The following is a 12,885-nucleotide window of genomic DNA, read 5'->3' as shown; positions in this document are numbered from 1 at the left end:
CATGACGCCTCAAGGACTCATTGTCGCTGCCTATGGCAAGCGCTATAACGTTGAATTGCCCGATGGGCGCATCCTCAGTTGCGTGACCCGCGGTAAAAAAGTCGATAACGCCGCCGGTGACCAAGTCACTGTCACCATCACTTCAGAAAAAGAAGGCGTGATCGAAAAAACGGCTGAGCGTAACACCCTGCTCTACCGCAGCAATGCCTTCAAAAGCAAAATTCTGGCGGCTAATGTCACGCAAATACTAATTGTGCTGGCAACCCAGCCTAGTTTTTACGAAGATCTGCTTAATCGCTGCCTGGTTGCGGCCGAAGCAGCTGGCATTCGTGCAGTCATCATCCTCAATAAATGTGATTTGCCTAACCCGCAAGCGCTGCAAAAACTGCAGCAATATGCCGCGCTGGGTTATCTCACCGTGCAGCTCAATGCCAAAGACTCTGTAGATAGCCTTAAACCGCTACTGGCAGGCCATACCAGCGTGCTGGTCGGCCAATCTGGCATGGGCAAGTCAACCATTATCAATAGTCTGCTCCCTGAGGCACGCAGTAAAACGCAAGAAATCAGTGCCACACTGGATAGCGGTAAACATACCACCACGGCAACACACTTGTATCATCTGGATAAAAGTAGCGCCATTATCGACTCGCCCGGCTTACAAGAGTTTGGGCTGTATCATATCGACGAAGCTGACCTTGAATATGCCTTTGTTGAATTCAGGCCACTCATAGGCCACTGCAAGTTCAACAACTGCACCCATACCCATGAGCCGGAATGTGTGATTTTGCAAGCACTGGCTACAGGCAAAATTGCGCCTGAGCGCCTGCAAATATTTCAACAAATTCGCGCTGAAAATACCGTGCAAATCTACGGCTAAACGCCTCGCTGGTTTTTACTAAGCCAGCCCTTTCTGCATCGCACAAACAAAAAAACACCCTGCCTAGGCAGGGTGTTTTGTCATACTCACGTATTTCTACGTGCAACTTAAGCGCAAGCTTAAATTACAGTGCAAACACGTTCAGTGCACCGCCGCCAGGAGCAGCGTTGTACTTGGTCAACTCTTTGTAACCACCAGCAGCACCCAATGCGTCGGTGTCAGTCGTCATACCCAAGTTCATCGCAACACCAGCCCAACCGCCGATACCAGACAAGATACCCACGTATTGTTTACCTTTGTTACCATAGGTGAACGCGTTACCAATCGCACCAGAACCAACCTGAAACTTCCACAGCTCTTTACCTGATTGTGCATCAACTGCTTTGAACCAACGATCCAAAGTACCGTAGAACACAATGTTAGAAGCAGTCGTCAACGCACCACTCCAGGCAGAGAACTTCTCTTTGTTGTACCAGACTTTTTTGTTGGTCATTGGGTCATAAGCAGCAAAACCACCCATCACACCGTCTGGACCAGCAAACATGGTCAATGTCGCACCAACCCATGGCTGACCAGCCACGTATTTGGACTCAACTGGCTCGTATGTCATACATACGTGGTTCAGTGGAGAGTACATCAAACCCGTTTTTGGTGAGTAAGCCGCAGGCTGTTGGTCTTTAGTACCCAAAGCCGCTGGGCAAATGCCTTTAGCGTTGTAGTCTTGGTGAGTAGAAGCAGCCGCCAGTTTGCTAGGTACGCCTGTTTTCAGGTCAACATCAGTTGCCCAGTTAACAAATGGGTGTACTTTTTCAGCAGCAATCAAACTACCTGTATTCGCATTCCAGGTGTAAGCAAAACCGTTACGGTCATGGTGCCATGCATATGTTTTACCAGCCTTGTCGAACAGAATCACTTCGTTCACACCATCGTAGTCCCACTCATCGTGTGGAGTCATTTGCATCGCCCATTTAGCCACACCAGTGTCCAAATCACGTGCTGTCACTGTCATGGACCATTTGTTGTCGCCTGGACGTACATCCGGGTTCCATACAGATGGGTTACCCGCACCGTAGTAAACCAGGTTTGTACGTGCATCATATGGCCACCAGCCCCATACGGAACCGCCACCATGCTGCCAGCCATCTTTGATCGCTTGTGGTTTCAACCAGGTACGTGTACCCAGCTCTTTTTCGCCACCTTTGATTTGATCAGCAGACAGGCGCTTGAAAGAACCACCCTCTTTGTTACCACCGTTCACGTCTTGATAAACAGACAGTGCGTTATACAAAGGGTTGTCTTTGTTAGTATTTGCGTCGTGCAATGTTTCAGCATCTGGGCCAGTTGAGTAGGCTTTCCATGCCAAAGAACCATCTTTCAGGTTGTATGCAGCGATAAAGCAACGTACGCCGAACTCAGCACCTGAGCAACCGGTCAATACTTTGTCTTTGATCACGTGTGGCGCGTTAGTGTTAGTCGCACCCACTTTTGGATCCGTGTTTTTAACTTCCCACAGTTTTTTACCGTCTTTGGCATCCAGCGCAACTAACAAACCATCGTTTTGTTGCAGGTAGATCTTGCCGTCACCGAAGCCCAAGCCACGAGTCACGTTGTCACAGCACAGCACTGCTTGAACGCTAGGGTCTTGTTTAGGAAAGTAAGACCATACAATTTTCTGGTTATCGTTCAAATCCAGAGCGTAAATGTTGTTTGGGAAAGCAGTCACGATGTACATCATGTTGCCAACCACAATTGGAGAACCTTCGTGACCACGGTTTACACCGGTTGCGAATGTCCAGGCCATTTTCAGGTTTTTGATATTGCCTTTGTTGATTTGTGCCAGTGCGCTATAACCTTGGTTATTGTGCTGACCACGTGGATGTGCCCAGTTGTTTGAGTCTTTCATTGCAGCTTCTTGGTCTGCAGCAGCAAACGCCATTGCCGGCAAGGCAAGCGCAACACTGGCTGCAATACCAAAAGCAGTTTTAATTTTCATCATAGTTATATCTCCGGAAGAAAAATCCCATAAGGATCCATCACAAATTGCAATTTAAAATTGCGCTGTGCTTAAAATTGCCGCTGGCACTAGGATTTCCAGAGCTGTTAATTATCCTGTTAAGGATAGATGTCACTTGATTAAGCGCTTGTAACTGTAATATAAATAGCCCCCCGAAACAGCCAGCCAGTTTTGGGTTTTATTCATGGGCCAGATAAGGAATTTTTCTTAAAACTTTATAGAATTGCTTTTTTTTTGTATCATTTTGCAAACGAAGGCCATGTCCTAGTGTGCCCTTCAGGTAATGGTGCCATCCAACGATGGTGGCGGCGCCATTTTACTTGATTATAAAGGTAGACACTGACTGTGCTGAGACCCTGGCATTACTCACTGGTATTGGACAAAGCTTCCCCGCATTCCATCCACCAGCAATTGATAGAACACTTTCGCGCCATGATAGAAGGCGGCGCCTGGCTAGGTGGCAGCGCCCTGCCTAGCTCACGCGATATTGCGCAACGTTTGGGCATCAATCGAAAAACAGTGTCGCGGGTGTATGAAGAGCTCTCTGCACAGGGGCTGATTTATACCCAGCCCAAGCGTGGCACCTTTGTTTCTCAAGCACCACGTACTGAAACCCCTGGCCCACCACGCCCCCGCACCGTGATGCACGCACGGCCAGAGCTGGACAACGCCGCCAGCAGTATTTATCAGTTAATTCAAAAAACCACAGCGCACCACATTCGCCGCGTGGCATTGCACATGCACAAATTACGGCCGCACGACTATGACGTGACTGGCCTGTTTAATCTCAAGCATATGCTGGCCAACCTGCTGGCGCACGAAAGACGCTACCTGGTGTCGCCTGACCACATTACCTGCGGCACCTGGCCAGTGTTGCAAACCGCACTGATGCATCATCTGAGCCAAGCTGACGGATGCCTGCTGCTAGGCCATACAGCAAGCCCGGCACTGGAAAAAAGCCTGCAAAGGCATGGCATACAAGTGATACGCCTGCCTGCCATCAGCGATGGTCAGGCGCACGGGTTTATTGAGCAGGTGGAAAAATACTGCATCAACTATCCGGTCTCTGCGTTGTGGTGCGATACTTCAATGCTGTTTGAGGCACACACAATAGACGCTGCACAAACGCTGGTGGCACAAAAACTGGCAGATTACCGTTTACTGCTGATTGATGATCAGCGTGCGCATCTGCCATTTGTACAACAAAGCCAGCCGCTATCGAGCAAATATGCCAAAAGTATATTGCTGGGTAGCTTGTACGGCGAATGTTGTGACATGTTTAACCTGTGCTACCTCGCCAGCAACCTGGGCTTTTCAGCCGAATTTATTAACGAGCTCAACGTGCAACAGCAGCAATCGTCATTACTTAACATGCTGGCACAAAGTGAGCTGATTAAGCGTGGCGAATATAAAAAACTACTGACCACCATCCATCGTTTTTTGCAACAAACCTAAGCACATGGCCACACGTAGCGCTGGGCAACAACCACCAAATCACAACCAAATTGGCTGCTAACAACCATAAAATACAGGAAAAAATCCTATTTACATCAAAAATAGGCTTTTCAATCATTTAGTTAAATCTTGCCAATGCCATGGCATGCTAAATGCTCATTGTAGCTTGGGAGTGAGCTATCACTAGGACCGATACCAGCAGACTGCATATCAGCCGGTATCGGGGTAGACACTCCCTACTTGCATATTGATCTCATGCAAAAAAGGCACCGCAAATGCGGTGCCTTTTATTTACAACAAGCTCATGCGGCAGAAATTACTCTTGACCGATTTGATACACTTCGTAGCTGGTTTCTACAATTTTGCCGGTCGTTGCATCTACTTCAACTTTAACTTCTTCGTTATCTGCTTCCAGAATGTCAAACTCGTAAGACGCTTTACCATCTGACTCTAACTCATACTCAACTTCAACCACTTTACCTGGGTGTGCAGCCAGGGCAGTCGCTTTGGCTTCTTCTTCAGTCACTTTGGCTAATGCTTTAAATTTTTCGTTGTCAGCAGTTACTTCTTGCTCAATTTCAGTTACTTTGCCTGTTTTGGCATCGCACTCGATGTCCCAAGCGGTGCCGTCTTTAGACTCAATATCAAACTCATATACCAGGTGCTTGCGCTCTGACTTGGCTTCAACTTTAACAATTTTGCCGTCGTGCTTGGACAAAGCTGCTTTTACGCATTTGCCCAGGCTATCATAAGCTTTTGGTTTAATGGTTTCGTGGTCAGCGAATGCTTGACCGGATAACAAACCGCACAATGCGGCTGCCAGTAATGACGCTTTCATTTGCATAATGATCTCCTTGTTTAAAGTCATGAATGAAAAACGCGAAACACGCGCTAGGGACGCATACTTCGTGAATTCATAACGCGAAAAGGATAACAAAAACGCAGTAAGCTTTTGAAAATATTACACCTTGTTAACAAAATGGCTAAATGCAGCCATTTAGTCACCCTGAAAGCGGCTGGACTACACCGCGACTGGTGCCTTAATCGCAGGATATGGATCGTAATGATCTAAGGTAAAGTCTTCAAACTTAAAGGCAAAAAGATCCTTCACCGCTGGGTTAATGCGCATTTCGGGCAGCGCGCGCGGCGTACGCGACAACTGCTCTTTGACCTGCTCCATATGGTTGCTGTAAATGTGTGCGTCACCCAAGGTATGCACAAAATCACCCAGTTGCAACTCACAGACCTGCGCCACCATCATGGTCAACAAGGCGTAAGACGCGATATTGAATGGCACACCGAGGAAAATATCTGCGCTGCGCTGATAAAGCTGGCAGCTCAGTTTGCCATCCGCCACATAAAACTGAAAAAAAGCGTGGCACGGCGGTAACTTCATGCGCTCGACGTCTGCCACATTCCAGGCAGAGACAATCATACGGCGGGAGTCGGGCGTGTTTTTGATCTGGTTAACCACTTGCGTGATCTGATCAATATGCGTGCCGTCCGGTTTGGGCCAGTTGCGCCACTGGTAGCCATAGACTGGCCCCAGATTGCCCTGCTCATCTGCCCATTCGTCCCAGATACGCACGCCATGCTCTTTAAGATAGGCAATATTGGTACTGCCCTGTAAAAACCACAGCAGCTCATGAATAATGGATTTTAAATGGACTTTTTTGGTGGTCAGTAGCGGAAAGCCCTCGGCCAGATTAAAGCGCATCTGGTAACCGAACACCGACGTCGTACCGGTGCCGGTGCGATCAGTTTTAACATGCCCATGTGCAAGTACGTGGTTCAATAAATCATGATACTGCTGCATAAATGGGCTCCCGGTTTTAGGTATTTGCGCGGATAAACGCTTTAATCGCATCCACACTGACATCCATCACGCTGGATGTTTGTGGCAGGTCTTCCAGGCCAGCCAGGCTCGCTGGGCGCTCAGGCACCTCGCCCAGGGCTTCAACAATCGCCTCTTCAAACTTGGCTGGCAAGGCAGTTTCGAGCACCAGCATCGGCACATCGGCCTTACGCTGCTCCAGCGCGACCTTTAAGCCATCGGCGGTGTGGGTGTCAATTGTCACGCCATAGCTGGCTTTGGTGGCGCGTATGGTTTGCATGCGGTGCGCATGGTTACTGTGGCCAGACACAAAGCCAAACCCAGCTACCTTGGCAAAATAACCCTGCGCGTTCAAATCAAACTTGCCACCGGCATCGACCGCAGACCATAACTCACGCACTTTGCTGCCATCCTGGCCCACCAGGTCATAAATAAAGCGCTCAAAATTAGAGGCTTTGCTAATGTCCATAGACGGGCTGGAGGTGTGGTAAGTATTGGCTGAGCTACGTGGTGCGTAAACACCGGTGTTAAAAAACTCATCCAGCACGTCATTTTCGTTGGTGGCGACGACCAGCTGGTCTATCGGCAAGCCCATCATGCGCGCAATATGCCCGGCGCAGATATTGCCAAAGTTGCCGCTAGGTACGGTAAAGCTGACCTTCTGGCTGTTGCTGCTGGTCACGGCCAGGTAGCCTTTAAAGTAATACACAATTTGGGCAGCAATCCGGCCCCAGTTAATGGAGTTTACCGCACCGATTTTATATTCCGCCTTAAACGCATGGTCATTAGACACCGCTTTAACCATGTCCTGCGCATCGTCAAACACACCTTTGACGGCGATATTAAAAATATTGTCGTCTTGCAGGCTGAACATTTGCGCGGTCTGAAAGCGGCTCATTTTCTGGTAAGGCGATAGCATGAATACACGCACGCCCTGCTTGCCACGCATGGCGTATTCGGCAGCCGAGCCGGTGTCGCCAGAGGTGGCGCCCAGAATATTGGTGGTTTGGCCGGTTTTGCTTAGCACATACTCAAACAGGTTACCCAGTAACTGCATGGCCATATCTTTAAACGCCAGCGTCGGGCCGTTGGATAAACTTAACAGGTAGAGGTTATCTTCAAGCTTGAGCGTAGGCGTAATGTCTGCTGCGTTTTGGCCCGCACGTGCGTATTGATAGACTTCGGCACGGTAAGTTTTATCGATGATCGCTTTCAGGTCTACGTGCGGAATATCGCTGTTATCCACCAGGCGCGACAAAATTGCAAACGCCAGGTCGCGGTAATTCATGCCGCGCATGGCGTTCAAGTCAGCATCGCTAAACTGCGGATACTGCTCAGGCAAGTACAAACCGCCATCTGGCGCCAGGCCACCCAGCAAAATTTCACTAAACGTTAAAGCAGGCGATTGCCCGCGGGTACTAATATATTTCATTGCATTTAACCTATTGCATTCAAACGGTAAGTTAGCGTGACAGTGTTTCCATGCGGATTTTGGTGACGCCGGCAGCAATGGCAGGCAGCGCCTCAATATGAGCAATCGCCGCATCCATGATTTTCTCTTGCGTGGTGTGCGTCAAAATCACAATATCTGCTTCTGACTCGCCTTCTGCAGGTTCTTTTTGCAGCATGGCATCAATCGAGATTTGCAGGTCAGCCAGAATTTTGGTGATGTCAGCCATCACGCCCGGCTTGTCAGAGGCACGCAAGCGCAGGTAATAGGCAGAGTGCACTTCACTCATTGGCAAAATCGGCAACACTTGCTGCTGGTCTAACTGATAACCCAGGTAAGCCACACGCTGCTCAGCTTTGGTGCCTTGCAGGCGCGCAATGTCTATCAGGTCAGCCACGACCGCACTGGCGGTTGGCTCAGCGCCAGCACCGGCACCGTAATACAAGGTTGGGCCCACGGCATCCCCTTTTACCACCACGGCATTCATGGCGCCATCCACATTGGCAATCAGGCGTTTTTCAGGAATCAGGGTTGGATGCACCCGCAACTCAACACCAGCCTCAGCTTTTTTGCTAATGCCCAGCAACTTCACCCGATAGCCCAGCTCTTGTGCATATTGAATATCTTTAATCGTGAGCTTGGTAATGCCTTCGGTATAAGCCTGCTCAAACTGCATAGGCATGCCAAACGCAATGCTGGCCATGATGGTCAGCTTGTGCGCGGCATCAATGCCTTCTACGTCAAAGGTGGGGTCGGCCTCGGCATAGCCCAAGCGCTGGGCTTCTTTCAGCACGTCGGCAAATGCCAGACCCTTGTCACGCATTTCGGTCAGGATAAAGTTAGTGGTGCCGTTAATAATGCCAGCCACCCACTCTATTTTGTTAGCACTCAGGCCTTCGCGCAGTGCCTTGATGATAGGAATCCCACCGGCGACCGCCGCTTCAAAGGCGACAATCACCCCTTTATCAGCCGCGGCTTTAAAAATCTCGTCGCCATGCACGGCCAGCAAGGCTTTGTTGGCCGTGACCACATGCTTGCCGTTTGCAATGGCGGTTAACACCAGCTCTTTGGCAACGGTGTAGCCGCCAATCAACTCAACGACCACATCAATGTCAGGATTATTCACCACAGAAAACGCATCGTCAGTCACGGCAACCTGGCCGTTCGTCACTTGCTTTGCCAACTCCAAATTACGGTCAGCCACTTGCACAATACGGATATTGCCACCAAGACGGCGCGCGATCTCTGCCTGATTACGCGTGATCACGGTATAGGTACCGCCCCCCACTGTGCCTATGCCCAACAAGCCTACTTTTAATTCTTTCATACTTATAGTCACCATTGATGGTTTGCGCGCACGCTCACCTTATTTTGAATGTTTCTTTATTTTGCATGCTTCTTGCGATAGCTGTCCAGATAGCGGCCTATGCGTGTCATGGCCTCGGTCAGGTCGTCTATATTCGGCAGAAAAACCACCCTGAAATGATCAGGCGCTTTCCAGTTAAAACCGGTGCCTTGCACCAGTAGTACCTTCTCTTCCAGCAACAACTCCAGAATAAACTGCTGGTCGTCTGCAATCGGATACATGTCTGGATCCAGTTTAGGAAACAGATACATGGCCGCCGCTGGTTTGACGCAAGTCACCCCCGGCATGGCGGTTAACATGTCATAAGCCACGTCACGTTGCTTGCACAAGCGTCCGCTGGGTGCCACCAAATCATTGATACTCTGGTAACCCCCCAGCGCTGTTTGAATCGCTAACTGGCCAGGTACGTTGGCACACAAACGCATCGATGCCAGCATATTGAGGCCTTCAATATAATCTTTGGCATCTTTTTTATCGCCGGAGATAATCATCCAGCCAGAACGATAGCCGCAAGCACGGTAGTTTTTAGATAAACCGTTAAAGGTCACAAACAGCACATCATCGGCCAGTGAGGCGATTGACGTGTGTGTGTTGCCGTCATACAGCACTTTGTCATAAATCTCGTCAGCAAACACCACCAGGCCATGATGACGGGCAATCTCAATAATGCCTTCCAGTGTTTCTTTGGGATACAACGCACCGGTTGGATTATTGGGGTTGATAATGACAATGCCTTTAGTGTTGGCAGTGATCTTGTTTTCAATATCTTCAAGGTCTGGCAACCAGCCAGATTGCTCATCACAGACATAGTGACGCGCTGTACCGCCCGCCAGGTTGACTGCGGCCGTCCACAACGGATAATCAGGCATAGGCACCAGAATCTGGTCACCATTATTGAGTAGGCCCTGCATGGCCATTACTATCAGCTCAGACACGCCATTACCGATAATAATGTCGTCTATAGTCACACCTGCAATATTTTTTTGCTGGGTGTAATGCATGATGGCTTTACGCGCCGCAAATAGCCCTTTAGAGTCCGTGTAGCCAGAGGCTTGATCCATATTGTGGATCACGTCTTGTACGATTTCTTCTGGCGCATTAAAACCAAATGGCATCGGGTTACCGATGTTCAGCTTGATAATACGCTGTCCGTCTTCTTCCATCTGGCGCGCACGTTGTAATACCGGGCCGCGGATGTCGTAACAGACATTACTGAGTTTGCTGGATTTATTGACTGGCTTCATCGCTGGTTAACAAACACATCTGGCGTGTGTTAAGCTCTTAAAGTAAAACTTTCATTCTACCTGCAAACCCTTGCTACATCAATGAAGCTTAGGCCGCTGGCAGACACTGAATCAGTAGATTCAGACCGACTACTTTCATGCGCAAGCTTAAGCTTTTTGCCATGCGCCATGTAACAGGGCACACCAAGATTCTCACTTATGAAACTACACTTACATACCAGCGAGCAGCAATACCAAATTAATGGCGTAGACAGCGACGCCGTGATCATTAATCGTCAGCGTTATGAACAGCCGGTGATTGTGAGTGAGCAAGCATTAAGTACAGACTGGTTTGAGGGACCATGGGAGACACTAGATGCGCAAAAGCTGTCTGCGATTTTTGACTTCACGCCAGAAGTGGTCTTGCTCGGCACCGGTGACAAACAACGCTTTATTCACCCCAGGCACACCCAGGCGTTTGCCTCTGCGCACATCGCGGTAGAGTGCATGACGACGGCTGCAGCCTGCCGCACGTTCAACATTCTAGCCGCTGAGGGGCGCAAAGTCGTTGCGGCACTGTTACTGGAAAAACATCTCACGACCAGCGCCGCCTAAAGCACCGCTTATTGTGGCTTGAGCGTTACCTGCAAACCATCAGCCGTCACTTGCAAATCGCCGGGCTGGTAATGCCGGCCAGCATAGCTTAAATCCTCAGGCTTCACTTCATACAACACCAGTTGATTCAACCATTTTCCGCCCAAATCTTTGGCTAACTGTTGCACCAAGCCATTCCACTCGCTATGGGCGCCATCCAGTTGAAAAGAATCCACTGCAGGCTGGTCCAGCACGACGGCATTGCGCGCCGGATCAAATTTGACCAGGCCAGACAAGCCCAATTTACCTGTAGCGGCGTTTGACAATAAATCGCTTTGCACACTGGCGTCCATCAGGGTATGAATCCTGCCCGAGGCTGGATCCATAGAGACCAATGCATTGGAAAGCTGAATATGAAACACCTTGAGCACCGTGAGTGGCTTAGCCAGTTTATTGTTGAGCTTTTGCTGTAACTGGGCGGTGTTCATTTTCACCGTCCGCTCACCCATCGTCGCACAATGTGTCAGCGACAACGCCAGCAATACCACCCCACAGAAGTTTTTTAAAACACGCATTTATACGCCTTATTGAACACTTGCAACGTTGGACAAAAATAGAGATTGAGGCAAACCACATCAGATTTAAGAGTGTGCACAAAAGAAAAAAATCCCGGTGTACTAGCCTGGGCAGATGCGCATCCCATTAGTCATGGGCATGCTGATTTTATCAGTGTGGGCCGTCACTGCCTATGCATGCAGATGATAGACCTACATGTATAAAAAAAGCAGTGTGTTTCATCAACACACTGCTTTTTTATTACCCGCTCACGGTTACAGATATTTAGTCGACAACGTCAGCGTGGCATTGGTACCGCCAAACCCAAAGCTGTTAGACAACGCGGTTTGAATCTTAGCAGTAGCGATCGGGCTACGCACAATATTCAAGCCTTCTGCCGCTGGATCCAGCGTTTCGATGTTAGCAGAAGCCGCAATAAAGCCGTGCTGCATCATCAGCAAGGTATAAATCGCCTCATTCACCCCCGCCGCACCCAGTGCATGGCCAGAGAGTGACTTGGTTGAGGCAATCGCTGTTTTGCTTTGCTCACCAAACACTGCACGAATCGCTTCCAGCTCTTTGGTATCACCGACCGGCGTACTGGTGCCATGTGTGTTGATGTAGTCGATCTCTTCAGGGTTAATGCCCTGCAAAGCCTGCTGCATGCAACGCACGGCGCCTTCACCGCTAGGGGCGACCATGTCATAGCCGTCTGAGGTCGCGCCATAGCCAATTACCTCGGCATAGATTTGCGCGCCACGTGCTTTAGCATGCTCGTACTCTTCGAGCACCACAATGCCGCCGCCGCCAGAAATCACAAAACCGTCGCGGTCTGCATCATAGGTGCGCGATGCTTTTTCAGGCGTTTCGTTATACTTGCTCGACAATGCACCCATGGCATCAAACAGATAACTCATGGTCCAGTGTTCTTCTTCACCGCCGCCAGCAAATACAATGTCTTGCTTGCCTAACTGAATCTGCTCAACCCCTGCGCCTATGCAGTGCGCACTGGTAGAACAGGCAGAACTGATGCCGTAATTAACACCCTTGATTTTAGCACCGGTGGCCAGACAGGCAGCAATGCCGCTGCTCATGGTTTTAGTCACCATATAAGGCCCAACCCGGCGAATGCCCTTTTCTGCCAGTGTGTTAGTGCCCTCCAGCATGCTTTCAGTGGACGTGCCACCCGCCCCGACAATCAGGCCGGTACGGACATTGGAGACCAACTCTTCCGGTAAATTTGCATCAGCAATCGCTTCCTGCATCGCAAGCCAGGCGTAAGCATGACCTTTGGCCATAAAACGCAACAGCTTGCGATCAATCATGGCTTCAACATCCAGATTTTTGATCGACCCTGCAACATGCGAACGCAAACCACGCTCGGCATATTCAGGTTGATAAGTAATACCGGAACGACCTACTTGCAGGCTGTCCAGCACTTCCTGTTTGTTATTACCAAGACTTGATACGATACCAAATCCTGTAATCACTACGCGACGCATTGCGCCTCCCATTCA

The 12,885-nt window shown here is 49.6% G+C and carries 11 protein-coding genes; 3 read left to right on the top strand and 8 right to left on the bottom strand.

The features are described 5' to 3' along the window. Position 1: 1 nt before the first annotated feature. Entirely contained in the window at positions 2 to 877 is an 876-nt protein-coding gene (gene rsgA / locus METH5_RS0112125; protein WP_029148766.1) for a ribosome small subunit-dependent GTPase A, read from the top strand. 124 nt (positions 878 to 1,001) lie between these two features. On the opposite strand, the gene METH5_RS0112120 is transcribed toward rsgA, so the two are convergent. Then, complete coding sequence (locus METH5_RS0112120) at positions 1,002 to 2,873, bottom strand: PQQ-dependent dehydrogenase, methanol/ethanol family (protein WP_036307881.1); 1,872 nt, start codon at positions 2,871 to 2,873, stop codon at positions 1,002 to 1,004. 363 nt (positions 2,874 to 3,236) lie between these two features. Between METH5_RS0112120 and METH5_RS0112115 the strand changes: the two genes are divergently transcribed. Further along, positions 3,237 to 4,346 (top strand): GntR family transcriptional regulator, encoded by a 1,110-nt coding sequence (locus METH5_RS0112115; protein ID WP_232411037.1) that lies wholly within the window; start codon positions 3,237 to 3,239, stop codon positions 4,344 to 4,346. A gap of 316 nt (positions 4,347 to 4,662) precedes the next feature. On the opposite strand, the gene METH5_RS0112110 is transcribed toward METH5_RS0112115, so the two are convergent. From METH5_RS0112110 to METH5_RS0112090, 5 genes are all read right to left on the bottom strand, one after another. Beyond that, entirely contained in the window at positions 4,663 to 5,190 is a 528-nt protein-coding gene (locus METH5_RS0112110) for a PepSY domain-containing protein (RefSeq protein ID WP_081726740.1), read from the bottom strand. 177 nt (positions 5,191 to 5,367) lie between these two features. Continuing rightward, positions 5,368 to 6,162: a thymidylate synthase gene (locus METH5_RS0112105; protein ID WP_029148762.1), complete on the bottom strand. Its 795-nt coding sequence runs from the start codon at positions 6,160 to 6,162 to the stop codon at positions 5,368 to 5,370. A gap of 16 nt (positions 6,163 to 6,178) precedes the next feature. Continuing rightward, a complete protein-coding gene (thrC, locus tag METH5_RS0112100) occupies positions 6,179 to 7,612 on the bottom strand; it encodes a threonine synthase (RefSeq protein ID WP_029148761.1) in 1,434 nt (477 codons plus the stop codon). Positions 7,613 to 7,643: 31 nt separating this feature from the next. Further along, entirely contained in the window at positions 7,644 to 8,957 is a 1,314-nt protein-coding gene (locus METH5_RS0112095; protein ID WP_029148760.1) for a homoserine dehydrogenase, read from the bottom strand. 56 nt (positions 8,958 to 9,013) lie between these two features. Next, on the bottom strand, positions 9,014 to 10,240 hold the full coding sequence (locus METH5_RS0112090; protein ID WP_029148759.1) for a pyridoxal phosphate-dependent aminotransferase: 1,227 nt from the start codon (positions 10,238 to 10,240) through the stop codon (positions 9,014 to 9,016). 198 nt (positions 10,241 to 10,438) lie between these two features. Here METH5_RS0112090 and METH5_RS0112085 point away from each other — a divergent pair, with 198 nt between their 5' ends. Further along, entirely contained in the window at positions 10,439 to 10,834 is a 396-nt protein-coding gene (locus tag METH5_RS0112085) for an Mth938-like domain-containing protein (protein WP_029148758.1), read from the top strand. 8 nt (positions 10,835 to 10,842) lie between these two features. On the opposite strand, the gene METH5_RS0112080 is transcribed toward METH5_RS0112085, so the two are convergent. Both METH5_RS0112080 and fabB read right to left on the bottom strand, forming a co-directional pair. After that, positions 10,843 to 11,388, bottom strand: coding sequence for a DUF1439 domain-containing protein (locus METH5_RS0112080; protein ID WP_232411036.1), 546 nt, complete (start codon positions 11,386 to 11,388; stop codon positions 10,843 to 10,845). A gap of 255 nt (positions 11,389 to 11,643) precedes the next feature. After that, the gene (fabB, locus tag METH5_RS0112075) at positions 11,644 to 12,870 is read right to left on the bottom strand and encodes a beta-ketoacyl-ACP synthase I (protein WP_029148756.1); all 1,227 of its coding nucleotides are present in this window, start codon (positions 12,868 to 12,870) and stop codon (positions 11,644 to 11,646) included. Positions 12,871 to 12,885: the final 15 nt, after the last annotated feature.

The organism is Methylophilus sp. 5, assembly GCF_000515275.1.
Taxonomy (GTDB): Bacteria; Pseudomonadota; Gammaproteobacteria; order Burkholderiales; family Methylophilaceae; genus Methylophilus.
Note: the sequence above shows the minus strand (reverse complement) of the source record. Positions and strands in the feature narration are given on the sequence as shown.

Bases quoted from the DNA above. Each gene is read 5' to 3' on its own strand.
- METH5_RS0112085 (WP_029148758.1), top strand. From the start codon at position 10,439: ATGAAACTACACTTACATACCAGCGAGCAGCAATACCAAATTAATGGC.
- METH5_RS0112080 (WP_232411036.1), bottom strand. From the start codon at position 11,388: ATGCGTGTTTTAAAAAACTTCTGTGGGGTGGTATTGCTGGCGTTGTCG.
- METH5_RS0112105 (WP_029148762.1), bottom strand. From the start codon at position 6,162: ATGCAGCAGTATCATGATTTATTGAACCACGTACTTGCACATGGGCAT.
- METH5_RS0112110 (WP_081726740.1), bottom strand. From the start codon at position 5,190: ATGCAAATGAAAGCGTCATTACTGGCAGCCGCATTGTGCGGTTTGTTA.
- rsgA (WP_029148766.1), top strand. From the start codon at position 2: ATGACGCCTCAAGGACTCATTGTCGCTGCCTATGGCAAGCGCTATAAC.
- fabB (WP_029148756.1), bottom strand. From the start codon at position 12,870: ATGCGTCGCGTAGTGATTACAGGATTTGGTATCGTATCAAGTCTTGGT.
- METH5_RS0112090 (WP_029148759.1), bottom strand. From the start codon at position 10,240: ATGAAGCCAGTCAATAAATCCAGCAAACTCAGTAATGTCTGTTACGAC.
- thrC (WP_029148761.1), bottom strand. From the start codon at position 7,612: ATGAAATATATTAGTACCCGCGGGCAATCGCCTGCTTTAACGTTTAGT.
- METH5_RS0112120 (WP_036307881.1), bottom strand. From the start codon at position 2,873: ATGATGAAAATTAAAACTGCTTTTGGTATTGCAGCCAGTGTTGCGCTT.
- METH5_RS0112095 (WP_029148760.1), bottom strand. From the start codon at position 8,957: ATGAAAGAATTAAAAGTAGGCTTGTTGGGCATAGGCACAGTGGGGGGC.